Source organism: Corallococcus exiguus (assembly GCF_009909105.1).
In the GTDB taxonomy this organism is placed as follows: Bacteria; Myxococcota; Myxococcia; order Myxococcales; family Myxococcaceae; genus Corallococcus; species Corallococcus exiguus.
The window spans coordinates 226,634-253,251 of sequence record NZ_JAAAPK010000011.1 but is presented as its reverse complement, the minus strand read 5'-3'; the positions used below and the strand labels follow the sequence as shown (position 1 = coordinate 253,251).

The 26,618-nt window shown below is 65.8% G+C and carries 21 protein-coding genes and 2 tRNA genes; 14 read left to right on the top strand and 9 right to left on the bottom strand.

Going from position 1 to position 26,618, the window contains the following annotated elements; all coding sequences use genetic code 11:
- Window positions 1-44: 44 nt before the first annotated feature.
- Window positions 45-2,765 (bottom strand): VCBS repeat-containing protein, encoded by a 2,721-nt coding sequence (locus tag GTZ93_RS33855; protein ID WP_139919964.1) that lies wholly within the window; start codon window positions 2,763-2,765, stop codon window positions 45-47.
- Window positions 2,766-2,969: 204 nt separating this feature from the next.
- Between GTZ93_RS33855 and GTZ93_RS33850 the strand changes: the two genes are divergently transcribed.
- From GTZ93_RS33850 to GTZ93_RS33840, 3 genes are all read left to right on the top strand, one after another.
- Window positions 2,970-3,143, top strand: a complete 174-nt coding sequence (locus GTZ93_RS33850) for a hypothetical protein (protein ID WP_161663218.1) — start codon at window positions 2,970-2,972, stop codon at window positions 3,141-3,143.
- 302 nt (window positions 3,144-3,445) lie between these two features.
- Complete coding sequence (locus GTZ93_RS33845; RefSeq protein WP_120577555.1) at window positions 3,446-3,733, top strand: autorepressor SdpR family transcription factor; 288 nt, start codon at window positions 3,446-3,448, stop codon at window positions 3,731-3,733.
- Entirely contained in the window at window positions 3,730-4,413 is a 684-nt protein-coding gene (locus GTZ93_RS33840) for an SdpI family protein (protein ID WP_139919965.1), read from the top strand. Before GTZ93_RS33845 ends, GTZ93_RS33840 begins: the two co-directional genes overlap by 4 nt.
- A gap of 403 nt (window positions 4,414-4,816) precedes the next feature.
- On the opposite strand, the gene GTZ93_RS33835 is transcribed toward GTZ93_RS33840, so the two are convergent.
- The 4 genes from GTZ93_RS33835 to GTZ93_RS33820 form a co-directional block, all read right to left on the bottom strand.
- Window positions 4,817-8,503, bottom strand: a complete 3,687-nt coding sequence (locus tag GTZ93_RS33835; protein WP_139919967.1) for a hypothetical protein — start codon at window positions 8,501-8,503, stop codon at window positions 4,817-4,819.
- An 89-nt stretch (window positions 8,504-8,592) separates the two neighbouring features.
- Window positions 8,593-9,882, bottom strand: coding sequence for a serine/threonine-protein kinase (locus GTZ93_RS33830; RefSeq protein ID WP_139919968.1), 1,290 nt, complete (start codon window positions 9,880-9,882; stop codon window positions 8,593-8,595).
- 174 nt (window positions 9,883-10,056) lie between these two features.
- On the bottom strand, window positions 10,057-11,889 hold the full coding sequence (locus tag GTZ93_RS33825) for a serine/threonine-protein kinase (RefSeq protein WP_161663217.1): 1,833 nt from the start codon (window positions 11,887-11,889) through the stop codon (window positions 10,057-10,059).
- Between the two features lie 11 nt (window positions 11,890-11,900).
- On the bottom strand, window positions 11,901-12,803 hold the full coding sequence (locus GTZ93_RS33820) for a DUF2381 family protein (protein ID WP_161663216.1): 903 nt from the start codon (window positions 12,801-12,803) through the stop codon (window positions 11,901-11,903).
- A gap of 374 nt (window positions 12,804-13,177) precedes the next feature.
- Here GTZ93_RS33820 and GTZ93_RS33815 point away from each other — a divergent pair, with 374 nt between their 5' ends.
- The 4 genes from GTZ93_RS33815 (at window position 13,178) to GTZ93_RS33800 (ending at window position 18,155) form a co-directional block, all read left to right on the top strand.
- Entirely contained in the window at window positions 13,178-13,465 is a 288-nt protein-coding gene (locus GTZ93_RS33815; protein ID WP_139919132.1) for a hypothetical protein, read from the top strand.
- Between the two features lie 510 nt (window positions 13,466-13,975).
- Window positions 13,976-16,705, top strand: a complete 2,730-nt coding sequence (locus tag GTZ93_RS33810; RefSeq protein ID WP_161663215.1) for a bifunctional DNA primase/polymerase — start codon at window positions 13,976-13,978, stop codon at window positions 16,703-16,705.
- Window positions 16,702-16,953: a helix-turn-helix domain-containing protein gene (locus GTZ93_RS33805; RefSeq protein WP_139919134.1), complete on the top strand. Its 252-nt coding sequence runs from the start codon at window positions 16,702-16,704 to the stop codon at window positions 16,951-16,953. The genes GTZ93_RS33810 and GTZ93_RS33805 overlap by 4 nt, the downstream gene beginning before the upstream one ends.
- Window positions 16,950-18,155, top strand: a complete 1,206-nt coding sequence (locus GTZ93_RS33800) for a tyrosine-type recombinase/integrase (protein WP_139919135.1) — start codon at window positions 16,950-16,952, stop codon at window positions 18,153-18,155. The genes GTZ93_RS33805 and GTZ93_RS33800 overlap by 4 nt, the downstream gene beginning before the upstream one ends.
- Window positions 18,156-18,212: 57 nt before the next feature.
- Here GTZ93_RS33800 and GTZ93_RS33795 read toward each other — a convergent pair.
- Window positions 18,213-18,287 (bottom strand) — tRNA-Leu (locus GTZ93_RS33795).
- Between the two features lie 27 nt (window positions 18,288-18,314).
- Window positions 18,315-18,390: transfer RNA gene (locus GTZ93_RS33790), tRNA-Pro, on the bottom strand.
- 298 nt (window positions 18,391-18,688) lie between these two features.
- On the opposite strand from GTZ93_RS33790, the gene GTZ93_RS33785 reads away from it, so the two are divergent.
- Complete coding sequence (locus GTZ93_RS33785) at window positions 18,689-19,840, top strand: LOG family protein (RefSeq protein WP_139919136.1); 1,152 nt, start codon at window positions 18,689-18,691, stop codon at window positions 19,838-19,840.
- A gap of 10 nt (window positions 19,841-19,850) precedes the next feature.
- On the opposite strand, the gene GTZ93_RS33780 is transcribed toward GTZ93_RS33785, so the two are convergent.
- Window positions 19,851-20,435, bottom strand: a complete 585-nt coding sequence (locus GTZ93_RS33780) for a HesA/MoeB/ThiF family protein (RefSeq protein ID WP_139919137.1) — start codon at window positions 20,433-20,435, stop codon at window positions 19,851-19,853.
- An 11-nt stretch (window positions 20,436-20,446) separates the two neighbouring features.
- The gene (locus GTZ93_RS33775) at window positions 20,447-20,695 is read right to left on the bottom strand and encodes a hypothetical protein (RefSeq protein ID WP_120577550.1); all 249 of its coding nucleotides are present in this window, start codon (window positions 20,693-20,695) and stop codon (window positions 20,447-20,449) included.
- Between the two features lie 181 nt (window positions 20,696-20,876).
- Between GTZ93_RS33775 and nfi the strand changes: the two genes are divergently transcribed.
- The 6 genes from nfi to GTZ93_RS33745 all read left to right on the top strand — a co-directional run bounded on the left by nfi (window position 20,877) and on the right by GTZ93_RS33745 (window position 26,613).
- Window positions 20,877-21,593, top strand: a complete 717-nt coding sequence (nfi, locus tag GTZ93_RS33770; RefSeq protein ID WP_139919138.1) for a deoxyribonuclease V — start codon at window positions 20,877-20,879, stop codon at window positions 21,591-21,593.
- Entirely contained in the window at window positions 21,590-21,805 is a 216-nt protein-coding gene (locus GTZ93_RS33765; protein WP_120577548.1) for a DUF2905 domain-containing protein, read from the top strand. The genes nfi and GTZ93_RS33765 overlap by 4 nt, the downstream gene beginning before the upstream one ends.
- Window positions 21,806-22,164: 359 nt before the next feature.
- On the top strand, window positions 22,165-24,513 hold the full coding sequence (locus GTZ93_RS33760) for a GMC family oxidoreductase N-terminal domain-containing protein (RefSeq protein ID WP_139919139.1): 2,349 nt from the start codon (window positions 22,165-22,167) through the stop codon (window positions 24,511-24,513).
- A gap of 102 nt (window positions 24,514-24,615) precedes the next feature.
- Window positions 24,616-25,131, top strand: coding sequence for a DUF2267 domain-containing protein (locus GTZ93_RS33755; protein ID WP_120595906.1), 516 nt, complete (start codon window positions 24,616-24,618; stop codon window positions 25,129-25,131).
- A 45-nt stretch (window positions 25,132-25,176) separates the two neighbouring features.
- On the top strand, window positions 25,177-25,434 hold the full coding sequence (locus tag GTZ93_RS33750; RefSeq protein WP_139919140.1) for an acyl-CoA-binding protein: 258 nt from the start codon (window positions 25,177-25,179) through the stop codon (window positions 25,432-25,434).
- A gap of 12 nt (window positions 25,435-25,446) precedes the next feature.
- Entirely contained in the window at window positions 25,447-26,613 is a 1,167-nt protein-coding gene (locus GTZ93_RS33745; RefSeq protein ID WP_139919141.1) for a metallophosphoesterase, read from the top strand.
- Window positions 26,614-26,618 lie beyond the last annotated feature (5 nt).

The following is a 26,618-nucleotide window of genomic DNA, read 5'->3' as shown; positions in this document are numbered from 1 at the left end:
CCGGGGCCTCGCGCGTGCGCGGGGCCCCGGCTCCCCTGGACCGCTCAGCGTGCGTCGAGCCGCGCGGTCTGCGGAACGAAGGCGCTGCCAGAGCTGGGGGCGACGTACCAGGCGCCCGGGGAGGTGCGCTCCCGGGCCACCAGGTCCGCCTTTCCGTCCCCATCCATGTCCGCGACGAAGAGGCGGTACGCGCTGCTGCTCGTCGCCCAGCTCGTCAGCCACGCGGACGTCTGGGGCACGAAACCCGTGCCCGTGCCGAGCGCCACCTTCCAGGCCTGGGTGCCGGTGTGCTCCTTGGCCACGAGGTCCGCCTTGCCGTCGCCGTTCACGTCCGCCACGAACAGGTCATGGTCCGCGCTGGGAACCCCGAAGCCCGCGAGCGAGCCGGGCTGCGCCGTGAACCCGCTGCCGGTGTTGAGCGCGACGTACCAGAGGCCGGAGCCGGTGCGCTCCTTCGCCACGAGGTCCGCCTTGTGGTCGCCGTTCACGTCCGCCACGAACAGGTCGTACGCGCTGCTGGACACGGCCCAGCCCGTCAGCCAGCTGCTCGACGCGGGGACGAACTGCGTCCCGGTGTTGAGGGCCACGTACCAGGTCCCCGGCGCGGTGCGCTCCTTGGCCACGAGGTCCGCCTTGCCGTCCGCGTCGAGGTCCGCGACGAAGACGTCATACGCGCTGCCCACCGCCCAGCCCGTGAGCCAGGAGGTGCTGCCAGGGACGAAGCGGTCGCCGTTGCTCAGGGCCACGTCGAACGTTCCGTTGACGCGGCTCTGCGCGATGAGGTCCTTCTTGCCGTCGCCGTTCACGTCCGCCAGGAACAGGTTGTAGGCGTTGCTGGCCACCGCCCAGTCCGTCAGCCGCGCCACCTCCTTGAAGGTGGGCACCAGCTTCAGGGAGCCCGCCTGCTTCTCCAGGGCCACGCTTCCCCAGCGGCCCGGGTAGTCGCGCTCCTTGACGATCATCTCCACCGGGCTGCCGTCGCCACCGGACGGGGCCGTGTTGCCATCCGCCTTCGTGTCCGTGAAGGCATCTCCGAACCAGACGTCGAAGTCGACGCCACGGTCACAGTCGGTCCCGAAGCCGGCGCCGTCGCTGGAGACGAGCAGGTTGCGGGTGAACTGCTGCAGCCGCGGGTCCACCCGGGAGACGATGGGGCCGCCCAGGGGGTGCAACGTCGCCCAGTCATCCAGGCCCCAGCTCCAGAGCATGCTCATACCCGCGACGACGTGGCCGCTGGTCGCCTTGGGGCGGTACAGGACCAGGTGGGTGAACTCGTTGCCAAAGGGCGTCGGGTTGTTCGAGGCCCACGTCGGATCATCGGAGAACTTCCCCTGTCCCAGCGGCAGCACGCACGCCGTGGGATCGATCCGGAACAGCTGGTTGGGGTGGATGGAGTCCGCCTCCCACCCCAGGTTGCCCACGTAGACGTTCTGCGAGGAGACGTACGAGCCGATGAGCGTGTTGCCCGTCGCGGTGATGCCGGTGCCCAGGCTGGGGCGGGCCGCCACGGTGTCCGTGAAGAAGGTGAGCGGCAGCTCGAAGGTGTTGCCGGCCGGGTCGATGGGGTACTGCACGCCCAGCAGCTCCTGCTCCGGCTTGTGCACCGGCGGCGCCCGGAACCAGGTGGTCGTCAGGCTGGGGTTGACGGACAGCATCGGATCCGAGCAGTCCGGTCTCGATGCGGGGACGGTGACGCCAGGACGGCACGTGGACGACGGGGTCGTCGTGTCGGTGGCGTTGTCCTTGTAGCCCACGATGATGGGGCCCGGGTTGCCCGTGGTGGAGGCCTCGTAGCGGATCTGCCAGTAGCCGGTGTTGCCCGCCATGGCGACGAGGTTGCCGCCCCCCGCGACGAAGGACTCCAGCCGGTTGCGCGTGGTCATGTCCCAGTACTCGCCGTGACCGGAGATGATGGCCGAGCGCCGGGAGGTCAGCAGGGCCGAGAAGCGCGAGACGTCGTAGTCCGTGGCCACCGTGTACGGCAGGTCGTTCTTCTCCAGGTAGCGCAGCAGCGGGACGTCCGTCTTGAAGTGGGTGGGGACGTTCCACGACGGGCGCGCCATGGAGACCTTGGTGGCCCGCTCGTAGGCGTACATGCCGCGCCAGGGGCACGAAGGCCAGCCCTCACAGGGCTGAGCCGTGGTGCTGGTGTGCAGCGTCTCCCCCCAGGGGTTGTAGACCTCCGTCGTCGTCGGGTTGACGATGATCAGCCGGTCCGTGGACGCGTCGTCGCGCACCACGAACGTCGCCAGCGTCTCCTTGGGCGAGGTCACCTTCGGGGTGATCCGCACGAAGTACACCCCCGAGCTGAGCGTGCCCACGGAGGGCTGCACGGGGTTGCTCCACGCGCATTCCACCAGGCCGTAGTCCACCTCTTGCTGCCGGATCGCCAGGTAGTTGGGGGCGGTGGTGGGCGTCTCCGTGCCGCAACGGGGCTGCGAGATGGGCCCGTAGGTCGTCGCGGGGGCGGTGTCCGAGTCGTGGACCACCTGCGCGCCCGCGCCGCCGTACCAGCCCAGCCGGTAGATGCGCAGCCGGAAGGACTCCGGGCTCTGGATGTAGAAGGTGGGGGTCTCCCCCGTGTTGATGGAATACGGCGCGACGTACACGCCCCGGGGGGCGACCGTTGGATTCGCGGGGTCGTAGTGCCCCTGGCGGAACGTCTCCGGGACGATGAGGTCTTCCCAGTCCGCCGCGTGGGCCTGACGGGTCCAGGGGAGCAGGGCAATCACTCCCAACATGAGTTGCAGGGTATGGCGTTTCAAGAGGTGGTGCTCCAGACGTGAGATGGCACACCCCAGGCGTATGGCGCGGGGAGGCCGGTGGCAGGCATTGCCTTGTGATGGGGAGCTGGAATCCCTTGCGGTCAATGGATGACCGCAGGGGACACCTGCCGGCAGTTTAACAGCTCTTTCCTGAGGCTGTCTGCCTTTATTCTCATGAGAGGTTTCTCAGGATGATGCACGGTGATGAATGAGCACGACCTCCATGGGGTAGGACCCGCGCTGCGCGCGAAGTGGGAGCGACTCGGAGCGAAGACATTGCGCGGGCTCACGTTGGAGCAGCCGGGGCCGGAGATGAGCCGCGGTGGCGTCGAGGTCATCGACGACGGGTGGTTCGAGAGCGCCGCGAGACTGGAGTGAAGCCCCACCCAGGGGCATCAGGCGCCGGGCATCCCGAGCCCACGGCCCCCGGTAGTCGTCCGCCACGGGAGGGGGCATGTCTCCTTGGAGCGGCATGAAGGGCCCCAGTGAGGCGTCCACCATCCTCAGTGTCTCGCCGGTCCTTGGCCTCGCCCCATGAGTCGGTTGGCTCATGGAGCGCAGGAGGGCCCTCGGGGTTGCCGTCCCGGCATGCCCCCCAAGGCCCGGTGCCCCATGCATCCCACTTGACAGGGCCTTTCTGGTGGTTATTTTGACGTTATTCAAAACATCAAAAGGTCGTGATGCGAACGCAGGAGGTCTTCAAGGCAATTTCAGATCCGACCCGGCGCAAGGTGCTCAAGCTGCTGCAGGGCGGCTCGAAGTCAGCGGGAGAGCTCGCTGAGGCGTTCGACATCACGAAGGGGTCGCTATCGCATCACTTCAACGTGCTCAAGGCCGCGGACCTGGTGCGCTGCGAGCGCCGTGGGCAGCAAATCGTCTACTCCCTCAATACGACCGTGTTCGAGGACGTAGCGGCGGTCCTTCTTGACCTCTTCAAGGTCGACAAGGGGAACGGAGGGCGGTCATGAGAATCAGCCGAGCCCATGTGCTGAGTCTGGGATTCGTCGTCGCGGCGTTCGCGATGGCCGTCATTCTCTACGGCCAGTTGCCGGAGTGGATGCCCACGCATTGGAATGCCCAGGGGGTGGTGGATGGGTATACGCCCAAGCCCTGGGGACCCTTCGTCCTGCCGCTGCTGATGGCTGCCATGTACCTGGTCCTGGTGGCCGTGCCGCGGATTTCGCCCAGGGGATACCGCGTGGAGCGATTCCAGGGCGTCTTCGAGGGCATCCAGGTGGTGTTGGTCGCGTTCCTGTTCCTGCTCAACGCCCTGGTCCTGCTCGGGGGCATCGGCGTGGCCGTACCGATGGCGCGCGTGGTTCCCGCGGCCGCGGGCCTGGTCCTCGTGATCCTGGGCAACTACATGGGGAAGTTCACGAAGAACTTCTTCTGTGGAATCCGGACGCCCTGGACGCTCGCGAGCGACGAGGTCTGGCTGCGCACGCATCGCCTGGGAGGAAGGCTCTTCGTCCTCGCGGGAGCCATCGTCCTCGTCTCGGGGCTTCTCGGCGGTGGTCCGGTCCCCGTGATTGCGGCGGTCACCGTCGCGGTGGTGATTCCCGTGCTCTACTCGTACTTCCTCTATCGCCGCATCGAGCAGGACAGGCACGGACCGCCGGACGATGCGGGCTCGCATCGTTCTGCGTGAAGGAGGGGCCATGTGGAGGCCCATGCTCCTTGGGAGATGATGTGCCGAAGGCGGGATTCGAACCCGCAGGCAGGGCGATGGGAAACCTCAAGCAGGACGCGCAGTTACCCGCCATCGCCTTGGACTTGCTCGGGTTCGTCGTCCCGACCCATTCCAAGCTGTTCCCCGGTGTGCCGCCTCGAACCTCGCTGGAGGGGCACACTGGGGGCACACTGTGGTGACGAACCGCACGACCTACCAGCGGCGCAATCGCATTGAGAGGCTCAACGGCCAACGAAGTCGCTTTTGACGGATGATAACGCGCTGCAACAAGCGCGCTGTCGACTTCCCCTTCTTGGTTCTTCTCGCTGGGATTCGCCACCAACTCAAACTTACCTACATAATCTAAGCCTCGGAATACGTATCAATCATCACGATCTTCTTCGTGGTCGCGCCAAGACTGGGCACGGCTATTGGCGCTCTTGATTTCGTATTGAGCCCACTCGCGGATTCTACGAAGAGGGTGCGCGAGGAACTTTGACGCAACGTTGGCATACTGATCATACTGACCTGCGATGTCTCCAACCATCAGTTCCAATGAGTGTGTCCCGGCACAAAACTCTTGAAAGGTACGCTCATCGCTCTCGAAATCAGAAAGGACCTTTCTTGTTAGCTCAGGTACAACAGGGAGCCCCTCGCCGTCCAAGTATGGAGAAGGCAAATGACGAGCGAGTCGACGGGCGGCCTCCACTCCATTGGCATTAGTCCAGTCCGTTACGATTGATGTTTTGATGGACTCAAATAGCGTTGTGAACTTGAAGATGTAGAAGAGCTGGTTTCTGTCGCCCTTGAGCATGACTTCGCCGAGCGCGCTCATTACCAAGTCAGGATGTTTTTCAGCCAAGTGAGTCAGAATGCCTTCTGCTGACTCTTTCTGGTCGTACCCTTCGCCTACTAGCGCTCTTGCTGCAATGGCCGCAGCTCTCGATGGGTCTTGAGCTGAAAACTCCTCAAGAGCCCTCTTCCACCAGAATGCACCTTTTTCCTCAGTCCCGACTTCCAGAGCCTTCCAGATAATGTCTGTATAGGTGTTGCGTGTTTGTCCCGTCCAGGAAGCCTTGCGCTTGAGGGCCCCATGAAACTCCAGGATTATTTCAACTGGTCCGTTGTCGTCATCTGACACGGCCTTGATTAGCCTCTCCAGTATGCTCAGAACCTCGTCTTCAGCAAGGGCCTCAAGTCGGCCGTACTGAAACGACTGCAAAGAGGTGGCAGGCAATTTCCCTGCGTCAACTAGCGCCAACGCGCGACTGACAAAGTTGAGTTGAGTCCCCCCTGACATAATAACGTTGAATGCCAAGGCAGGATTGGTCTCCTGGATGCGATCAAGCCATGTGTTGAGCTTGGTTGATATTTCCGGATGGGATTTCAATTGGGAGAAAATGTATGCCCCTGGAAAGCTAACGGAGCCGTGCTGCTCAGTGGCATCAATAATCAGGTCGAGAAGGTTGGAGGCTCGGTCAATCAGTCCCAACGCTTCGCCCAGTAAGAATGCTCTTGGAGCCAGCCCAGAACAAAGCCAGGGCAACTCTTGCTTGAAAAGCTCAATATCGCCAAGAAAAGCCTTGGCGTATGGCTCCATCACTTTTTGCCAGTCTTGCTCCTCGCCCTCAAGCCCCAAATCACTCCACGAATGACTGCCAAGCAGCACTACCAGTTGACTGTGCAGGTCTTGTGGTTTGATGATCGACGCCCATTCTCGAACACTTTGCTCGATCTTCTTTGTGTCGATGCCCTCTTTCCCCTCGAAATTAGGGAGGTCGTATCTTAAGAAGTGATTTATGCCTTCAATAATATAAGGGCGATGATGGCTGTGTGGCGGGGTGTTGTTCCAAGCGCCACGTATGATGTCCAAAAATCCGGCTCCCAATAGAGTCCGAGTACGTTTGGCGAGAGCGGTCTTGGCTCGGTCTGCGAGGTCGGAGTTGGGGTTAGTGGTTATTGAACAAAGTAGTTGTAGTGCCATTTCGAGGCATTCGCGTTGTTGCCTGTACGTTTGGGGCTGCCAATTGGCAGGCGTAAGTCTGCCTGAAATAACTGCGGGGCCGACCATCCGGGATGCGTGCGGCTCAAGAATGCCATCTAGTGCTCGGAGCGTGAGTGGCTGTTCTTCTGGTGATGCGTTGCTTACCCGCTCCCTTAGGCGAGCCATCCTCGTGTCGAAGGGTGTAGCTGTTCCGGAGAGCATTATTCTGAAGAGTTGGATCCATATCTTGGTGGCATTGTTGCTGATGTCGTTTTCTGTTTCGTGAAGCGCAAGGTGCCAGAGAATAGTTTCGGCTGTGTAGAAGTGTTCTGGAAAAGCAGCCATTTTTTCGGCGAGCCAGACAAGCTTGCGTCTTGGTCCCCATTCTCCAGATCGGACGTCAAAGGCTTCTTTTGTTAGTTCTTCGTGACTCGCCCTTGCGATTGTTGACGCCAGAATAGGAAGGAATTTCTCGGGATCAATTTCGCAGATTGTCTCGAATTCTTGAACTCTGCTGTTTTCGCTTAGATGGTGAGGTTCAAAGGATAGCGCTCGCGTTAAGAAGAAGTTGCTCACCTCCCTCCTTGCTTCTGGTGAGCCGTGCTTCGAAACGCGCTTTGAGAAAGATCGAAGAATCGTATTGGGCATGCGCGATAGCATGCTGGTGGGCGCAGATGCGAACCATCGCCTCCACGCTCCCTCAAATGCCACGTGGGCAATGATTTCTGGTGTGATGTAGGCGTATTTGGATAGAGATATGAAGCCGGAATTATCCTTGATCTTGCTTGCTGTGGTGAAAGCCTTCTCATAGGTGATGCCAGTGAGTTGGCAAAGTTCTCGGAACTCTTGATCGACGTCCTCTCTGAATCCTGTTCGGTGAAGAATGGAGAGCATTTCAAGGACTTCGAGTTCCTCTTTCTCTAGCCGGGCATGAAGGTAGTTCTTTATGTTAGCCAATGCGGAGCCGACGCCCTGGGCGGAAATGCGGCCGTGTTGTCGGCATAGGTCAGCGGCAAGTCGCACGTAGCCGCTAGCGAGTTGTGCATACGCTATTCTGCTGTCTTTGGGGATCTGGCCATAATTTTGTTCAAGAACTGCCTCCAGACTGTCGCTGGGCATGCGTTCAAGCCATGGCTCAGGCGCGCCTTCAGGCGGGCGATCGCCAGTGTTGTCGATCGCTATGACTCGAATGCGCTCAGGTGCTCCGGATAGCGCTTTTTCGATTGCGAGCCTTTTGGTTAGTGAGCACTCGTCGGCGACCAGAATTGCCCTTGCCCCATCTGTGTTTGATAGCATGTAGGCAATATTTTCTGCCGTCGAATCATTGGCGGTGTATACGACGAGTCCTTGTGTGGCGACGTTTGATGCAAGTGTCTCCAGTGTAAGTCTTGTTTTCCCGACTCCTGGCTCGCCTTGTAGTGGAAGTAGAATGCTTTCGGGTGTGCGGGTGAAGTCAATGTGGTTGTTGATTTTTTCAGAGATTGATGCCCACGCTGGGATCGGGACATACGTCTTGATTTGGTTGGTTGCGCTCCGGTGCCATGCCTTGAAGCAAAGCAGGTTCTTTAGCTCAGGCTTGAAGAATTGGATTATTATGCCTGGGGTAAGAGATGCCCAGGCCGCTATCTGCCCTGCGGTGACGACCATGCCCTTTGGGGCGTCGCTGGAGATTTTCCTAATTTCTGCGTTTATTATCTCCTCCCAGTCGTTGCGCTTCTGTGGAGGCATGTCGTCAGAAATGCAGAGGCGGTATGCGGCTCCCTCAAGGATTAGCTTTTTCGAATGCGGTTTTCTGATCTCGTCGGTGAGGTCAGAATTTGTAATTGATGCGTACCTCGTGGCCTTGTATTGCCAGCAGGTGGCGGTTGCGAAGAACCCAATGAACGCAGTGGGAATGGCTGCATGCACACTTGCGTCAACCCCACCGTCCGAAATGTTGGTTCGAAGATTGGTGTGAATTGAACTCAGGGGGATGCCGGCCAATAGAGCGTCTGACCGTATAAGTGAGTCAATAAGGTCTGTTAGCTTCTTGTCTTCGCCTTGGAGCCTGCACACGTCAAGCGCATCAATGTTCCAAATTGTCATGGTTTCAAAGTGCCGGATGCAGCGTTGGTAGAGTGATCGTAGTTGAGTCTGGACGGGTCGGGGGCCGCCGATGGCCACGTTCGAGGATGTTAAGCTGGTTGCCGGCTTCCTGTTCGGCGCGCCCCTGGGCCTGGCACCGTCGTCACGTCGTCTGGGTGACGTTTCTTCAGGGCCAGCTTTCGTGAGCCGCTGCGGCTCGCGGGTGTGGTCGGAATCTCGTCAGGGTGGGGCGTGTCGAGCATGGGCACGGCAATCCCGCCCTCATCATCCGGCACCTCAAGGTCCCAGAGTTGGTTCTCGGATTCTGCGAGGGCTTGCTGAACCTCTCTCAACGCATTTTCTCCCGAGTAGGGCGGCAACTGCGCCAGCCGCGAACGCAAGAGGCCCTCTAACTCCGATGCCGTGGCGAAGCGCTCCGAGGGTTCGGGCCGCAGCAGCGTGTGGAGGATGTCGCGCAGGGGGACGGACAGCCCTTCCGCGGCGCGTTCCACGTCCACGGGGCGGTAGGACATGGCACACCGGATGATGTCCTCCGCGAAAGGCGGCAGCTTCAGACCCAAGGAGGCCACGGACGCCACCAGCACCTTTTCTCGCTCCTCACGCGACAGCCGCGCCTTTACCGCTTCCGCGAGCAGGTGGCTGGGGTCGTAGAGGTGCCGGCCCGTGGCGAACTCCAGCAGCGTCAGCCCCAGGGAGAAGAGGTCCGCTCGCGCATCCACCGCGTCGCCCATCAACGCTTCGGGCGCGGCATAGAGGACTTCACCTTGGGGGCGGGGGAAAGACGTCGCCACGCGCCCCGTCAGCCGGGAGAGGGCCACACCGAAGTCCGTCATCCGCACTTCACCGCGCGGTCCCAGGCGGATGCGTCCCGGGTTGACGTCGCGGTTGACGATACCCAGTGGCGTGCCCGCTTCATCCGTGCGCGTGTGCGCGTAGTCCAGCGCCGCCGCCACCTCCGCACCCACGTAGAGGACGAAGGACTCGGAGAAGTAGCGCCCGCGCGCCTGGGCCACCGACAGAAGCGTGTTGAGGGATAGTCCCTCCAAGTTCTCCATCACCACGCACAGCCCATGCGGCATTTCGACCAGCCCATGGACGCGCGCGATTCGCGGGTGCTGAAGGTGGCGCGCGAGCCGCACCTCCTCCTCCAACCGCGTCCGCGTCAGTGGGAAGCCTTCGGGCAGCTCTTCTCCTTGCGGCCGGGGAATGCACTTGAGCACCACGCAGTCGCCCAGCCCTTGAGGCGTCCGAACGAAGGCGAGCAGGACGCGCTCTCCCAGTCGTCCCGCGCCCAGGTCCCGGAAGAATTCGTAGGAGGTGTCCCCCTGCGTGAAGAGCACGACGCCGCTGGAGAGCGGCGGGTTGGATGGATGGGCCATGTGGATACCCTTGCACCCGCGCGAGAGGAGTTCGCGCGAAGGAATGTGCAAGGTAGGGCTCTCATCGCTCAGGGGGAACGACTCGGCGGGTTCAACGCTTCCCGGAATCCCTCTCACTCTTAGTGAGAAGGACGGAGTCCGAATCGTAAACAGGCGTTACGTTCGGCAGGAGCCTCAACGCCACTGTTCGACTGCGATGCCGGCCAAATTACGGCGGGTCACGATCTCGCCCGGCTTGGACTCTTCGCTGGTGGGCCACCCGGGTTCATCCGAATCCCCCAATTCGATGCAGACCGGCACCCTCTGGCCATTCGGAAGTCGGGCTTCGGTGTAGCGCGCCAGCAGCCGGTCCTTGTTCCCCGTCCACATGTAGCCGGAGAGTAGCGTGCCCTTGGGGAGTGCGGTCACTTCGTCGGTGTACACCTCGCCCGTCACGGGCCCCTCGCGGTAGACCCCAAGATCACCTTCGCCCTGCTGACGCGCGTCTACCCAGAAGGGAACGGTGGCCTCCTTGCGCATCCCAAGACCGCCGTCCTTCTTCTTGTTGAACATCGCCTTGCGCGCGGCCTCGGGGCATTCCGCAGACTCAGGACGCACCTGGGCTCCCGGGCATCCCATCTGGAGGGCAGCGGCGGTCGTCAGGCCCGCGCACGTCTTGAGGAAGCTACCCCATTGCACCGGGGGCCACCCTTGAGAGACAGCCAAAGGCCTCGGTTTCCCGGAAGAGGGAGCGGGCGGAGACGACATGGGAGCGGGAGCGCGCTTCACGGGAGGACTTTCCTTCGGCTCGGGGGCGGACACGGGAGAGGCTACTTCAGGGGGTATCGTGACGGGCGCTGGAGGGGAAACAGGTTGCTTCGACGCTGGGGCCTCCTGCCGTGCGGAGGAGGGTGTTACCGGCGCTCGCTGTGCAGTCGGAGGAGACTCCGAGGGCGTCGTGAAGAGCCAGAGCACGAGGCCGCCCAAGAGCACGGCGAGCCCCACAACGAAGGCCCTTCGCGTGTTCGAGAGGCCACGCCGGGCAGCAGGGGCGGGCTCGTCCTGCGACGGCGCGGGGGGCGGTGCCTCGGGGGCGAGTTGAACGTAGGGCTTGGGGACGTGAAAGGGCTCCCTCCACGCGACTCCCACTTCGGGCAGCAGTGCCGCCAACTCGCGCTTCATCACCTCCGCTGTGGGGGCACGCTTCTCCGGGTCCCGGGCGACGAAATGGAGGACGGCCGCGCCCAGTGCCGCTGGCACCCGAGGGTTGAGCGAATGTGGCGCGGGCAACTCCAACCGGCCCCCCAGGAACATCGCCGGAGATTCACTCCAGGGGCGCGCAATCGTCAGCAAGTCGTAGAGGCAGATGCCCAGCGCGTAGATGTCATCCGTGGCCTTGAATTCATATCGCGCCTCGGACTCCTCGCCGTGCTCGCGCAGGAACTTCGTGGCCTCGGGGGAGCGGTAACGCCGGGTGCCGGGCGGCAGGGGGCCCTCCGTCAATTCGGGCGCCTGCGCATAGCTACCTACGCCGAAGTCCAGGAGGAAGGGCTCGCCGTCGGAGGCACGCACGAGGATGTTGCTCAGCTTCAAGTCCCGGTGGAAGACGCCTCGCTCGTGGACGTGGGCGAGGGCGGACGCCAGCTTGACGAAGAGGACCGTCACCTCATGCGCCGTGGGGTGCATCTTCTCCATCCACTCGCCCAGCGTGTAGCCCTCCACGTAGTCCTCGACGACGTAGAGCCAGCCACGCGTCGCGTCGTTCCACCGGCCGTGGGCGTGGGTGCGAACGATGTTGGGGTGGCCACTCACCTGGACGAGGCAAACCATTTCCCGCAGCAGGCGCGCGTCCGACTGCTCCGCGTCGCCGCTGCTCGCGCGGCGCATGGCCATCTTCAGCGCGAATTGCTGGCCGTCCTTCTCCACGAGGTAGACGGCGCCGAAGGATCCCGAGCCCAGGGGCTTCACCACGCGCCAGCCATCCACCATCTGCCCGGGCTTCAAGCTGGAGGGAAAGAAAAGCACCATGGCGCGCGCTTCTAGAACACCACGGAGGGCATGAGAAGGCGCCTCGCTCCCATGCTGTCGCGCAGCTCCAACCGATGGTCGCTGCCTGCGGGCCAATCTTCGCCACGGAATTCCACCACGACCCGTGCCATCCCTCCCGGGACGATGTTCGGCTCATTCATCGTCACCGTAACGGCACGGGAACGGCCTGGGGAAAGCAGGGCTTCCGTGGGCGTCCATGGCGCAGTCCCTTCATTTGTAACTTTCAGCGAGAGCGCGACCCACCCTGTTCCGCGGAAGGCGGTAACACGGTCAGCCTTCAGCCCGTCAGTGAGCTTCATTGGCTGCAATGTGGGCTCTTTCGCCTGGACGCCTTCCGAGCCCAACGTCCCGGCTAAGATCATGCCCGAAGGCCCTGTGGCGACGCCTCGTGCACGCAGCGAAGCCAGTTCGGCATCCTTGCCCGCGCACGCGGAGCGCACCTCGTCCAGCTCGGCCTGCACCGCCTCGGCTGTGCGCGGCAACCGGGACACCTGAACCTGCACATCCACCTGCGTGGCGTTCGTGACGAGCGCGAATACGGCCCGCGCCGGAGACATGCCGTCCGCAAAGGGAACAGTCAGCAGGATGCGTTCGCTCGCCGCCACGTTGGCCGTGGGCTTGAGCATGATCAGCCGCTCAGTGGCCACAACCAGTTCCAAGCGGTCTCTGGCGTCCCCCAGCTTTACGCCTGCGCGATCCACGGAGGAGTCGAACTCCAGCACCGTGACGGAGCCCGAAGCGACGTGCAGCTCCACCGGGTTGCCTGTTGCCGCCTGGGCGAGCATCACCCGCCGCTGCACCAGCTCACGCCCGCGTGGGGGCTCCTGAGCCGTGACGTTCGTTCCCAGAAGGAGAAGGGACAGCATCAGCAACGGACGGGAAACCAGGAGCACCGGCAGGCAACCTCCGAGAAGACGGCGCCGACCGTAGCAGGTGCTCTGGGTTCTCAGATCTCCGCGCGCCCCTCGCCTGCGGTCGTTTCGGCAAGGAATCAGGGGGGGACGCCGCGCATAACGAGGCCCCGCGTTTTTCCTGAGAATTTTTCGAGCGTGCGGGACCGCCGAGCAAGGTCTTTCGGGGCGACGCTTCGGAAATCGGAACCGGGGGGGAGCCATGGACCTGCCGCAGCGGGCAGTGACGCTGAACCGCTCGGGTCCACGAGCCACAAGCAAGGGAGCGTCGGCGGTCTCTGCCATCGGCGCGTGAACCACCTTCGGAAATCGCACCCATTTACAGGACGCGAGGTCACATCCAACGAAGGACGACCATGTTTGAAGCTGTCGAGAGTTACCGCCATCACATCATCGCGACGCTGGGGGGCGCGGGCACCCAGGGCCTTACCGTGAAGGAGCTGCGCGCGCGCCTTGAAGCCGGAGAGGGCGTCATCCGCCGCACCCTCACCCTGCTGCTGTGCACGGGCGTGGTGCGCGAGGCTTTCCGCTACACACCCGGTGCGCGGGGCGCTGTGCCACGAGCCTATACCCTCGTCCCAACCGGCGACTCCATGTTGCCTGCCAGCCCCACAGCCACATCGGAACGCGTGGTGACGGAGTGACGGACTGGCCTGGCGTGCAGGGTGTGGCGTCGCGCGGCTTCAAATCGGCCGAATGGCAACGCGGCACCGTGGGCGCCTCCTCCTGCTCCATTGCTCCAGTCACGAGCCCCGGCCCCGATGCCCCACCATTCCGGGGCACGAAGCGGGGCACATCGCGTTCCGCCAAGTGCGCGTGACCACAGCGCTTTTGCTTGTGTCGCCTCTCCCTGCCCCGCCTGCCCCGCCTGTTTTAGAGAATAGAGAGAGAGGACGACGAACACAGCCGCCAAGGCAGCATTTGCCAGTCCTTCAATTCCTCTCATTCCCCCCGTTTGGATTCGTGTGTGTTCCATCGGGGCGGCGGGGCAGCGGGGCAGGTCGCCAGATTCCCCGGTGATTCCCGAAGGTTGACCCCGCCCCGCTTTCTGGTTCGCCACCCGTCCTGCCCCGCTTCGCTCCCCCAACGCCACCGTGGCGGCCCTCTGGCTCGCCGCGAAGGCCCTCCCATTCCCTCCTGCCCCTGGAACTGTCGTGGACGCCACTCACCTGGATTCGACTGCCTCACTGGAAGCTGCGGCCCTGGAGTACGCCGGGCGCGGCTGGCGTGTCTTCCCCTGTTACGAGCCCGCTCGCATCCCCTCCGGCGCCCTCATTTGCACTTGTCCGAAGGGCGAGCGATGCGGCAACACGGGCAAGCACCCACACACCGCCAACGGCGTGAAGGACGCCACCACGGACGCGGCGATCATTCGCGAATGGTGGCGCCAGTGGCCCACTGCCAACGTCGCCATCGCCACGGGCGGATCCTCCGGCGTTGACGTTGTCGATGCCGACGCCAAGGCCGACGGCGTCACGATGCTCCTCAAGCTGGAGGCCGAACGGGGCGCATTGCCTGACACCGTCACGGCCCGCACCAGCGGCGGCGGCTGTCACGTCTACTTCCGCCACGCGGGCATGGTGTCGAGGGCTGGCAGCATCGCTCCCGGCATCGATACCCGAGGTGATGGTGGATACGTCATCGCGCCGCCCAGCCTCCACCGCACCGGGGAGCGGTACGCCTGGGTGGAAGGACTTGGGCCCCACGAAATGCCGCTCGCGGAAGCGCCGGAGTGGATCCGCAACGCGGCCCAGCCGAAGCGTTCCCGTTCCGTCCCCGCGCTACCCGCCAACACGGTCAACGCGTGGCAGCCGCCTCTCCATGACGCTGTCACGGAGGCCCAGCTCAGGAAACGGCTGCGCGCGACGAGTGACTCCAAGCATGCCGCGACAGTCGAACGAATGCTGGCGGGAGAAGCGCTTTTCCCCTCGGGCCACCATGACGACAACCTTTGGGCCTTCATTTCGTACCTGCGTTTCAAGTGCCCCGAGGCGTCGGACGCAACGCTCTTGCGACTCCTTGGACCTTCCGTGGAAGCCATGGCGTGCGATGACCATGACGTGCGAGAAGCGGCCCGGCTTCTCCAGCGGGTGAATGCGGAGTACGCCGCGTCGCGGGCGGATTCCGAGCAGGTCGCCTCAGAGTTGAGCGGCAGAGGGGGCCCGCGCACATCCTTGACCGCAGACAGCTCTTCGCCTGGAGATCATCCCGGCACTGATGACTGGATGGCAGCTCCGGGCTACGCCATCTACGACGGCCAAGCGCTCGGCATCTTCAAGTTCACCGACAAGGGCAACCTCTCCACCATCGCCTCCGCCCCCATCAACATCACGGAAACAGGCGAGGATGAGCATGGCACCTGCTACGTGACGGTGCGGTGGCTGTACGGGCAGCGCGAGCGGGTAGAGACGGTGCCGCGTGCCAAGGTGTCGGGAAGCGACATCCTGGAGTTGGCTGGAAGAGGTGCCCCGCTCACCAGCAACAACAGCAAGCGGGTGCAGGACTTCCTCCAGGCCCAGGAGCAGCACTCTCACGCGATCTTGCCCCGGGTGCGCATCTTCACCCAGAGCGGCTGGTCCCATGACTTACGGAGTTTCGTCGTGGGGCGGCAGGTCATTGGTGAGCCCGGCAGGGTCATCATGCCTGGAGACGCGGCCTTCCTCGACGCGCTGAAGCCGGCTGGTTCGGCGGACGAACACCTGCGGCTGATGCTGGCCGTTCGGGACAAGGGACCCATCGCGGAAATGGCTTGGGCCGCTGGCTTCGCGGCGCCGCTGCTCCGGCTGCTCGCCATGCGCAGCATGTGCCTGTCCGTCTGGGGCCCCTCCGGCGCGGGCAAGTCCGCCGTGCAGGCCATCACCACCTCCGTTTGGGGGCGCCCTTCTGGCCTGAAAATCAGCGGTGATGTTTCGTCGGCCGCGTTGCAGGGAGAGCTGGCCCGCCACCGCGACCTGCCCACCTGGGTGGATGACACGCAGCTGACGCGTGAGTACATGACCAGCCTGCTCGCCTACCTTGTCGGGACGGAGACGAGCGGCGCGCGAGCGACCCAGACGGGAGAGCTGCGCACGCGCAAGACGTGGCGCTCGCTGGCTTTCATCTCAGGGGAGAAACCGCTCTTGCAGGTCGGCGGCGCGGCGGGCGCGAAGAACCGCACGTTGGAGGTCTGCGCGCAGCCGCTGGGTGACGTGGCCCTTGCCTCGCTCACGCACCAGGGCTTGGAGAAGCACCATGGACACGCGGGGCCGCTCTTCATCCTGGAGTTGATGGCGCGGTACACGAACACGGACCGGCTGGAAAAACTCCGTGAGCAGCACCGGCAGCTTGCCTTCAAGATGGCCACCGAAACGGCGGAACAGGCTCGCTATGCGGCGCTGCTGGTACTGGCGGACGTGCTCGCGCGCACGCTCGTCTGTGGCGAAGAAGAGTCACGCGCACGGGCCGCCGCACTCGACGCGGGGCAAGCCTTCTGTGCCGCCGTGAAGAAGGAGTCCCGGGAGACACAGGCGACCGCCGATGCGGCTTACGACTTCATCATGGGCTTCGTCGCCGCGAACTGGTTGGGCTTCTCCCAGTCAGGTGCCTTCAAGCGCCCCGGCATGGTGCTGGACGAGAAGGACGATACCGGCCGGAGCATCGTCGCCATCTTTCACACGACCATGCAGGAGATCGCGCGGGAAGGGCGCTTCGATACGCGGCAGGTGCTGACGGAGCTGGTGATGAAGGGGCTGGCGCTCAAGGACGAAGGACACCTGACGCGAAAGGTGTCGGTCGAAGGCAAGCGCGTGAGGGCCTACTGCGTGGTGCTGGACGACGCGCGAGTGGAAATGGGGCGCACGCCAGGCCCTGCACGGGAGACCCGCACGGTGGAGGGGAAGCCATGAGCACCCGTACTGACGATGGGCAAGAAGCCGGGGGCACCCCCGAGCCCGGTGCAACCGAACCCGGTTTCCTGACGGTCGAGGAGGCCGCAGCGCTCCTGCGCGTGAACCGGAAAACGCTCTACGAGTCGATCCGACTCGCTCAGGTCCCAGGGGTGATCCACATCGGCCGATCCATCCGCATCCGCCGCGATGCGCTGTTAGCATGGCGGCCGGGTAACGGCGGTCCTGCGCTCGGAGAGAACCGATGAGCATCAGACTGCGGAAGTGGAAGACGAAAGAGGGCAAGGTGCAGGAGGCGTGGTGGGTGGACGTGAAGTACCAGCACCCCGACGGGAGGGTGGAGCGAGTCCGCAAGGCATCGCCCGTCAACACCCGCCGGGGCGCCGAAGAGTACGAGCGCCAGATCCGTCACGCCCTGCTCACAGGGACCTTCGGAAAGGAGCAAACAGAGAGGAAGCGCGTCACATTGGCGGAGTTCGCACCGCGCTTCATCACCTACAGCGAGAACAACAACAAATACTCCAGCGTCATCAGCAAGAAGCAGATCCTGGATGACCACATCCTCCCTTTCTTCGGGGAGAAGCTTCTGGACGTCATCGGCCCTGCGGAGATCGAGGACTTCAAGGCGCTCCTGCGCAAAAAGAAGTCCGGTGCTCATGCACGGAAGGTCTGCGCCACGAAGTCCGCGCTTCGCAAGCGCAAGGACGTGAAGCCCGCGCCTTTGAGCCCGAAGACCATCAACAACGTCCTGACGGTGCTCGGCAAGCTCCTGGTTGTCGCGAAGGAGCAGCAGGTCATCCAAGAGGCTCCGCGTGTGAAGCTCTTGGGTCGCCTTGCGAAGCCCGCTTTCGACTTCCTCACCTTCGAGGAGGCAGACCGACTGGTTGCTGTCGCGGATTCAGAATGGAAGCCGCTGGTCCTGGTGGCGCTCAAGGCGGGGCTGCGGCAGGGCGAGTTGATAGGGCTCCAGTGGAGCGATCTGGACTTGCCGCGTGGAAAGCTGCGCGTCCGGCGGACCATCTGGCGTGGCGTCGCGGATCTGCCGAAGGGTGGACGTGAGCGGACGGTGGACCTGCCAGCCTCCGTGGTCGAAGTACTCAGGGCGCACCGGCATCTGCGCGGGCCCTACGTCTTCTGCCAGCAGGATGGACAGCCACTGACGGCCAGCCGGATGCAGTCACCGCTTCCTCGGCTGCTGCGAAGCGCGGGCATCACCCGTGAGCAGGGCTGCATTGGTTGGCATGATCTGCGCCACACCTACGGCAGCCATCTCGCCATGCGCGGCGTACCGCTCAAGGTCATCCAGGAGCTGATGGGCCACGCGGAGATCGCGATGACCCTGCGGTATGCCCACCTCGCTCCAGAAGCCCGGGAGAGCGCGGTTCAGCAGCTCGACAGGCCCGTGCCTCGGTTCCATCCGGCGCCGGAGGGGCACATTGGGGGCACATGACGCTGACGGAATGAGAAACAGCCCAGCAACCCGTTGAGATTGCTGGGCCTGAAGGTGTGCCGAAGGCGGGATTCGAACCCGCAACCTCCGCGTTCTGAGCGCGGCGCCTCTACCAAGTTGGGCTACCCCGGCGGGGTGTGTCTTTGATTGTGTTTGAAGTCGGGATGACTGGATTCGAACCAGCGACCTTGCGCGCCCGAGGCGCACGCTCTCAACCAGGCTGAGCTACATCCCGATGTCTGGGGAAACCTTCGAGGGCGGGACCCCGACACGACAAGGGCCGGGTCCCCCTTCGGGAACCCGGCCCTCGTCACGCCTCCCGGGTCACCGGGGGGCGGGTGCGAGCGTCAGGTCCCGGGCGCACTGCCACGGAAGGATGCGGTGGCCAGCTCCAGGTTCTCCAGAGAGGTCACCTTCGTGGCGGGGCGCTTCGGGTCCAGCGTGTTTCGGATCTGCAATGGGCATCCCTCCTTTCTGGGGAGGAATGACGGGGCGATAATGCCGTCCCTGACACGCACCTCGCGGAGACACCCATGACGGAACTCGAGACCCTGGCTGCCTTCGAGCAGCACCTTCGCGAAGGCCGCGGCCTCGCCAACGTCATCCTCCAGGGGCTGGACCTTCGCGCGTGGAGCGACGCGCTGCTGAAGGCGGACCTCACCGGCACCGTCTTCCTGGGCTGTCTCCTGGAGCCCGCGACCCTGCAACAGGTCCTCGCGCGGGGCGCCATGGTCTTCCCGCCGTTCACCGGGCTGCCCTATTGCCCGTACCGGGGCAGCCTCTACACGCCGGAGGAGCTGTACGCGGGCTTCGACCCGACCCGACCGGACACCTACGCGGACACGCTGGATGCGCGCATCTACGCGCACTGGAACTCGCGCGGTGGGGCGCACCCTCCCTCCATCCTGGAGACCCTGGCGCAGCGGCTACACGACCACGCCATCAGCGACGCGCTGGAGGATGCGCTGATGGATCAGGGCAAGCCCCGCCGGGTGGTGGCCATCATGGGGGGCCACTCCATGCTGCGCGGCCAGGAGGCCTACCGCTCCGTGGCGGAGCTGGCCCGTTCGCTGGCGCGCCTGGGCTTCTTCCTGGTGAGCGGCGGCGGCCCGGGCGCCATGGAGGCCACGCACCTGGGCGCGTGGTTCGCCGCGCGGCCAGATGAAGACCTGGACGCGGCGCTCGCGGTGCTGGCGCGGGCCCCGTCCTACAAGGACCGGGACTGGCTCGCGCGCGCCTTCGAGGTGCGCGCCATGTGGCCCATGCTCGATGCGGCAGCGATGGGCGACAGCCTGGGCATCCCCACCTGGCTCTACGGCCACGAGCCGCCCAATCCCTTCGCCACGCGCATCGCGAAGTACTTCGCCAACAGCGTGCGCGAGGAGGGCCTGCTCACCATCGCCCGGGGTGGCGTCGTCTACTCACCCGGCAGCGCGGGCACCGTGCAGGAGATCTTCCAGGACGCCTGCCAGAACCACTACAACACCGTGGGCGTCATCAGCCCCATGCTGTTCCTGGGCCGCGAGTTCTGGACCCAGACGCGGCCCGTGTACCCGCTGTTGGAGCACCTGGCCCAGGGGCACGAGTACGCGCGCCACCTGCTCCTCACGGACTCGAAGGAGGACATCGTCCAGGCGCTCGTGCGCTTCGATGAGGAGCGCGAGGCCCTGGCGCGGGCGGGCTGACCGCGGCGGCTCAGCCCTGACCCGCGACCGGGGTGACGGCGTTCAGGTTCACGAACGCGTCCCGCTTCACGCCGTGCTTGAGGAAGTCCTGCACGGCCCGCGCGAGCGTCGCGGCCAGCAGGCCCAGCAGGGGCAGGTGCTCGCCGCCCTCGCAGGTTGCCTGGCCTTGCGTGTCCTCGGTATCGGGCGTGAAGCGTTCATCCCAGCGCACCAGTCCGAACGTGCCGTCCGCGGACACCGCGCCGTGCACCAGCGGCGTGCCCGTCTTCCGGGCGTGGTCGCTGAGCAACTGGCGGCTGTCCTGGTTGTCGAAGGCGTCCACCAGCAGGTCCGCGCCCTTGCACAGCGCCTCCACGTTGTCGCGCGTGAGGCGCACGCCGAAGGACTCCGCCTTCACGCCGTGCAGGTTGTGCAGCTGGAGCTTCAGCGCCTCCGCCTTGTTCTTTCCAACGGACGGCTTCACGTAGGCCTGCGACAGCAGGTTCTTCGACTCCACGCGGTCGAAGTCGATGAACACCCGCGTCGCGTCCAGGTTGCGGCACAGCAGCGCCGCTGTGGACCCGATGGCCCCCACGCCACAGAAGACGATGCGCATGGTGGCCGTCCTCAGCACGCCCCGAAGGGCACCTTCGGGCGCAGGTAGATGCGCTCCTCGCCGTGCGCGCCCCGGAAGCGGTCCACGACGTAGTGCTGGAAGGCTTCGGCCCCCAGCTGGAAGCGGTGCAGGCCCGGCACTCCGCCCGAGCGCACCAGCTCCACCGCGATGCGGCGCACGTCGGCGTCGCTGATATGCCGCTCCAGCTCCACCGGCACGTCCGCCGAATGTCCGTCATAGGTGATGTTGAGCGTCGCCATGGTCGCGTGCCTCCAGGGAAGGGAACCCTGGCCCGGGACGGCGCCCCCAGATGCATCCTGACAACCCGGCCGCGCGAGCAGCCATGCTCCGGCCTCCGTCGCCTCCTGGACGTGGGGGAGTGGAGCGGCCGTCACCTTCCGGCCAGGGGATGCACAGTGTTGGGCTCACGGGAGGAGACGCATGGAGTCACCGCGAGCACCGCACCCCTGGAACGTCACGCCCACGGAGGCCGTGGCGCTGCAGAAGCGCCTGCGTGAGCAGCTCATCCTCGAACCGCCTCCGGGCCTGCGCATCACCCGCCTGGCGGGCGCGGACATCTCCACGGAGAAGGGCAACGACACGGGCTATGGCGGCATGGTGGTGCTCGACGCGGAGACGCTCCAGCCGGTGGCCCGCGCCGTGGCCACGGCGCCGCTGACGTTCCCCTACGTCCCCGGCCTGCTGTCCTTCCGCGAGCTGCCGGTGCTGGCCGCCGTCTGGGAACGGCTCACCGTCCGCCCGGACGTGCTCGTCTTCGACGGACAGGGCACCGCGCACCCGCGACGGCTGGGCATCGCCTGCCACGGAGGACTGCTGTTCGACATCCCCTCCATCGGCTGCGCCAAGTCGCTGTTGGTGGGCACGCCCGGGAAGCTCGCGGAGCGGCGGGGCGCCACGTCCCCCATCACCCACAAGGGAGAGGTGGTGGGCATGGCGGTCCGCACCCGCACGGGCGTCAGCCCCGTGTTCGTCTCTCCCGGCCACCGCATGGACCTGGACACCGCCGTGGAGTGGGTGTTGAAGGCCAGCCCCCGCTACCGCGAGCCGGAGACGACGCGCCACGCGCACCGGCTGGTGAACGCCTTCCGCCGCGCGGGCGGCGAGGCCGCGGAGCTGGAGGAGGGGAGTCCCGGATGAAATCCGAGGGGTTGATGCTGGTGGTGGCGGGCCTGGGGCTCGCCGTCGTGGGCCTGCTGGTGTGGGCCGGCGCCTTCTCCTGGTTCGGCCGGCTGCCCGGGGACATCCGCGTGGAGAGCGGCAACACACGCGTCTACGCGCCGCTGGCCTCCATGTTCCTCATCTCCGTGCTGCTCAGCCTGGGCGCCTGGGTGGTGCGCCGCTTCTTCTAGGCCTTCGGACCGGACGTCTGTCCACCGGTTGAGAAGGCGAGAACCGTTTCGAGCCTCCCTGCCGGCGGCGTGCCTGACGAACTGGTCCGACAGTCGGACAGGTTTTGAGGCTGTCGGGCGGGCGGGGGCTCCGGCGGATTTCCTCTCAAGGATGCGCGCCCTTGGCGTCTGACCGGCAGAAGCGACCTGCCCGGTTGTCCGCCCGCTCTCCGGGCGGGAGGTCAGGGGCCCGGGACGGACGCGGAGTGGATCCGCGCCGTTGAACCGCGCAGCATGCGGCCCGCCGTCCCTGACGTCAGCGGTGGGGAATAAAAGGCGGCATCTGGAAAAGGCGGCCCGTCAGGCCGCCAGAGGTGAGCATGCGCAGGCTGTCATCCCCGTGGAGTGAGCTGGCATCACACTACCCCGTGGTCGTCGTGGGGTCGGGCTACGGCGGAGGCATCACCGCCAGCCGGCTGTCGCGCGCGGGGCAACAGGTGTGCGTGCTGGAGCGCGGCCGGGAGATGCACCCGGGGGAGATGCCTCGCACGCCCGCGCAGGCGGTGGCCGAGTTCCAGCTCCACTGCGCCCCGGGCCAGGGCGACCTGGACGTAGGCAGCCCCACTGGCCTCATCGAGGTCCACCGCAACGGTGACGTGTCCGTCATCGACGGCTGCGGCCTGGGCGGCACGTCGCTCATCAACGCGGGCGTGACGATGCGGCCCGACCCTCGCGTGTTCGAGGACCCTCGCTGGCCCCAGGCCCTGCGCGCCGACGTGCACGGCCTGCTGGAGGACGGCTTCGCGCACGCGGAGTTGATGCTGCGGCCCCTGCCGTACCCGGAGGACCACCCGCCGCTGCAGAAGCTCAAGACGTTCGGCATCTCCGCGGAGAAGCTGGGCGGACGGCTGACGCGGCCTCCGGTGGCGGTGACGTTCGAGGCGGGCGTCAACGCCGCGGGCGTGCGGCAGCCGGGGTGCTCGCTGTGCGGTGACTGCGCCACGGGCTGCAACACCGGCGCGAAGAACACCGTGCTGATGAACTATCTGCCGGACGCGCACGCGCACGGGGCCCGCATCTTCACCGAGGTGTCGGTGCGCGCGGTGGTGCCGGACGGTGGGAAGTGGCGCGTCTACTACCGCCCCCTCAACACGGGCCGCGAGCGCTTCGACGCGCCCGATGCCTGGCTCACCGCGGACCGCGTCGTCCTGGCGGCCGGCACCATGGGTACGGCGGAAATCCTGCTGCGCTCGCGCGAGCTCGGCCTTCCTGTGTCCTCGAAGCTGGGCCACCGCTTCAGCAGCAACGGCGACGTGCTGGCCTTCGGCTACAACCTGGACATGCGCGTCCACGGCGTGGGCCACGGCGAGCAGAACCATGAGACGCGCGACCCGGTGGGGCCCTGCATCGCGGGCGTCATCGACCAGCGCGACACCGCGCGACTGGACGAGGGGATGATCATCGAGGAGGGCGTCATCCCCGGCGCGCTCGCGTCGCTGATGCCCGCGGCGCTCGCGGGGGCCGCGGCGCTGGTGGGCGAGGACACCGACGAAGGCATCCTGGACTGGGTCCAGGAGCGGCTGCGCCAGGCGGACAGCTTCGTGCGCGGGCCTGACCACGGCGCGGTGGAGCACACGCAGACGCTGATGGTGATGTCGCACGACGAGGGCAAGGGCGAGCTGCGGCTGGAGCACGACCGCGTGCGCCTGCACTGGCCGGACGCCGGCCGCGACCCGCAGCTCACCCGCATCGAGGAGCGCCTACGCCGGGCCACCGCCGCGCTGGGCGGCACCTTCGTGCGCTACCCGCTCTGGTCCGAGGCCTTCGGCAAGGAACTCCTGTGCACGCACCCGCTGGGCGGCTGTGTCATGGCCGAACGGGCGGAGGACGGCGTGGTGGACCACGAGGGGCGCATCTTCTCCGGTGCCTCCGGCCACGCGGTGCACGAGGGGCTGTACGTGTCCGACGGCTCCGTGGTGCCTCGCTCGCTGGGCATCAACCCGCTGCTCACCATCTCCGCCGTCGCCGAGCGCGCCTGCGCCCTGATGGCCCGGCGCCACGGGTGGACCATCGACTACGCCCCGCTGCCGGAGGCCTCGGCGCCCCAGGCCCCCGGGCCCGTGGGTGTCCGCTTCACGGAGACGATGCACGGGTTCCTGTCCGGTGACGTGAAGGCCCCGCACCTGGAGGCTGGCGACCCGGAGCGCGACGACGCCACGCCCCTGCGCTTCGTGCTCACCGTGACGGCCGAGGACCTGAACGCGACGCTGCGCGACGAGCGCCACCCCTTGAAGTTGATGGGCACGGTGACGGCGCCGGTGCTGTCGTCCCGCCCGCTGGTGGTGACGCGCGGCGAGCTGCGCCTGATGACCCGCGAGCACGCTCGGCCGGGCGGCCAACGGATGGAGTACCTGCTGCACCTGCTCAGTGAGGCCGGCGAGGCGTACTACCTGGAGGGCTACAAGGACCTCTACGACGACCCGGGCCTGGACCTGTGGAAGGACACCACGACGTTGTTCGTGTCCCTGCACCGCGGGGATGGCCCGGAGGCACCGTGCATGGGCCGGGGCTTCCTGCGGCTGTCCGCGGAGGAGTTCGCGCGCCAGCTCACCACCCTGCGCGTGCTCAACGCCCGGGACAGCGTGCAGCGTGCGGAGGCCCTGGCCCGCTTCGGCGGCTTCTTCTTCGGCGCCCTCTGGGACACCTACGTCCGGCGCGTGGCCGCCTAGCAGTCAGGCAGCCGGCGGACAGTGCAGCAGTCCGCGATGACGTGCCCTCCGGGGCTGGCATGGGCACCCTGTTACCCACCGGGACCGACAGGGAGGACCCCCATGGCTGAAGACCGTGATCCGCAGCGCCGCTCCGGCGCACCCCAGGATGAGGAGCATGCGGAGGAGCGGCGCGAGCTGTCCATCGAGGAGCGGCGTGCGCGGCGCAGTGCGATGCGGGCCAGTCAGACGTATGCCCGCTTCATCGACCACCTCTGCGACCGGGGCGGCATGTCCCCGAGCGTCGCCCAGCAGGCAGCCGTCTCCGTGCTCTGCGGCCTGGAGCAACGCATCCAGGCGGAGGAGTCCCTCGACCTTGAAGCACAGCTGCCGCGCAGGCTGACGGAGATGCTGCACCGCTGCGAGCGCCACGACGCAGACCCCCGCCCTTCGAAGTTCGGCCGCGACGAGCTGCTGAAGCTGGTGGGCGAGGACCTGGCCTTGAATCCGGACGCCGTGGAGCCCGTGGTGCGCGCGGTGATGGACGCCGTCCGTCATCAAATCAGCGAAGGCGAGGCGGAGGACGTGAGCGCCCAACTGCCCGAGGACATCCGCCACCTTTGGCTGCCGACGATGTGAGGCCGGCTGTTAAGGTCTCCGGCACACGCTTGCCGGAGACCGCGCATGGCCCTCGATGATGACTTCAGCGCCGCACAGAGCCGGGTGAAGACGCTGTCCAAGGCTCCTTCGAACGACACGCTGCTGGAGCTGTACTCGCTCTACAAGCAGGGCACGGAAGGGGACGCGCAGGGCAAGCGCCCCGGCATGCTCGATATCAAGGGGCGCGCGAAGTACGACGCGTGGGCAGGCCGCAAGGGGCTGGCGAAGGACGCCGCGAAGCAGCAGTACGTGGCGCTCGTGGACAAGCTCCTGCGCGGGTAGACACGGCCCCTCATGTCTCATTCGCTCCGGATGGCGCTGTTCCTCGTGCCGGTCACCACGCTGCTCGCGCTGGCGCACGTCTACCTGTACCGCCGTCTGGTGCGAGACGTGACGGCGAGCAGGGCCCTGCGCCGCGCGGGGCTGGTGCTCTTCGCCGGAGGGCTCGTGGGCTCGCTGGGCGCCCGGATGGTGGGGGCGAAGCTCTCCTCCGAAGCGGCGTGGTGGACGGGCATCGTCCTGCTGGTGTGGATGGGGCTGGTGCTCTACCTGCTCATGTTCACCCTGGGGCTGGACGTGGTGCGGGGCGTGCTCACCAAGGTGCGCAAGCTTCCGGAGCCGTCGCCCGAGCGCCGGGCCTTCCTCGCTCGGGGGCTCGCGGCGGGTGCCACCGTGGCGGGCGCGGCGGTGAGCACCTATGGCACCTGGCGCGCGTACCATCCGCCAGACGTGCGCGACATCCCGGTGCGGCTGCCCGGGCTGCCCAAGGCGCTGGAGGGCTTCACGCTGGTGCAGCTCACCGACATCCACATTGGCGGGGTGTTGCAGCGCCGCTTCGTGGACGATCTGGTGGCTCGCGCCAACGCGCTCAAGCCGGACCTCATCGCGGTGACGGGTGACCTGGTGGACGGCACGGTGCCTGAGTTGGGGCGATACGTGGGCGGCTTCGGCGCGCTCAAGGCCCGGCACGGCGCGTACTTCGTCACCGGCAACCACGACTACTACTCCGGCGTGGAGGCGTGGACGGAGTTCGTCCGGGGGCTGGGCATCACCGTGCTGCGCAATCGCGCCGTGTCCATTGGTGACGCGGGCGCGTCCTTCGACCTCATCGGCGTGGACGACTGGAGCGCGAGCCGGTTCGGTGAGGCCGGGTATGACCTGGACGCCGCGCTGAAGGGCCTCAGGCCGGACCGCGCGTCGGTGCTGCTGGCGCACCAGCCCTCCAACTTCGAGGTGGTGGCCCAGCGTGGCGTGGGGCTCCAGATTTCAGGGCACACGCACGGCGGACAGATGTTCCCTGGCAACGTGCTGGGCCATCTCATCTGGGGCGAGCAGAACGCGGGCCTGAGCCAGCAGGGCGGCTCGCACCTCTACGTCAGCCGCGGGTGCGGCTTCGTGGGGCCGCCCATGCGCGTCGCAGCGCCGCCGGAGATTGCCCGCATCATCCTGCTGCCGGGCTGAAGAAG

Coding starts and splice junctions, on each gene's coding strand:
- GTZ93_RS33840 (WP_139919965.1), top strand. CDS start 3,730: ATGAGAATCAGCCGAGCCCATGTGCTGAGTCTGGGATTCGTCGTCGCG.
- GTZ93_RS33785 (WP_139919136.1), top strand. CDS start 18,689: ATGACGGAACTCGAGACCCTGGCTGCCTTCGAGCAGCACCTTCGCGAA.
- GTZ93_RS33835 (WP_139919967.1), bottom strand. CDS start 8,503: ATGACAATTTGGAACATTGATGCGCTTGACGTGTGCAGGCTCCAAGGC.
- GTZ93_RS33815 (WP_139919132.1), top strand. CDS start 13,178: ATGTTTGAAGCTGTCGAGAGTTACCGCCATCACATCATCGCGACGCTG.
- GTZ93_RS33745 (WP_139919141.1), top strand. CDS start 25,447: ATGTCTCATTCGCTCCGGATGGCGCTGTTCCTCGTGCCGGTCACCACG.
- GTZ93_RS33775 (WP_120577550.1), bottom strand. CDS start 20,695: ATGGCGACGCTCAACATCACCTATGACGGACATTCGGCGGACGTGCCG.
- GTZ93_RS33780 (WP_139919137.1), bottom strand. CDS start 20,435: ATGCGCATCGTCTTCTGTGGCGTGGGGGCCATCGGGTCCACAGCGGCG.
- GTZ93_RS33805 (WP_139919134.1), top strand. CDS start 16,702: ATGAGCACCCGTACTGACGATGGGCAAGAAGCCGGGGGCACCCCCGAG.
- GTZ93_RS33825 (WP_161663217.1), bottom strand. CDS start 11,889: ATGGTGCTTTTCTTTCCCTCCAGCTTGAAGCCCGGGCAGATGGTGGAT.
- nfi (WP_139919138.1), top strand. CDS start 20,877: ATGGAGTCACCGCGAGCACCGCACCCCTGGAACGTCACGCCCACGGAG.
- GTZ93_RS33760 (WP_139919139.1), top strand. CDS start 22,165: ATGCGCAGGCTGTCATCCCCGTGGAGTGAGCTGGCATCACACTACCCC.
- GTZ93_RS33755 (WP_120595906.1), top strand. CDS start 24,616: ATGGCTGAAGACCGTGATCCGCAGCGCCGCTCCGGCGCACCCCAGGAT.
- GTZ93_RS33830 (WP_139919968.1), bottom strand. CDS start 9,882: ATGGCCCATCCATCCAACCCGCCGCTCTCCAGCGGCGTCGTGCTCTTC.
- GTZ93_RS33845 (WP_120577555.1), top strand. CDS start 3,446: ATGCGAACGCAGGAGGTCTTCAAGGCAATTTCAGATCCGACCCGGCGC.
- GTZ93_RS33800 (WP_139919135.1), top strand. CDS start 16,950: ATGAGCATCAGACTGCGGAAGTGGAAGACGAAAGAGGGCAAGGTGCAG.
- GTZ93_RS33850 (WP_161663218.1), top strand. CDS start 2,970: ATGAATGAGCACGACCTCCATGGGGTAGGACCCGCGCTGCGCGCGAAG.
- GTZ93_RS33750 (WP_139919140.1), top strand. CDS start 25,177: ATGGCCCTCGATGATGACTTCAGCGCCGCACAGAGCCGGGTGAAGACG.
- GTZ93_RS33765 (WP_120577548.1), top strand. CDS start 21,590: ATGAAATCCGAGGGGTTGATGCTGGTGGTGGCGGGCCTGGGGCTCGCC.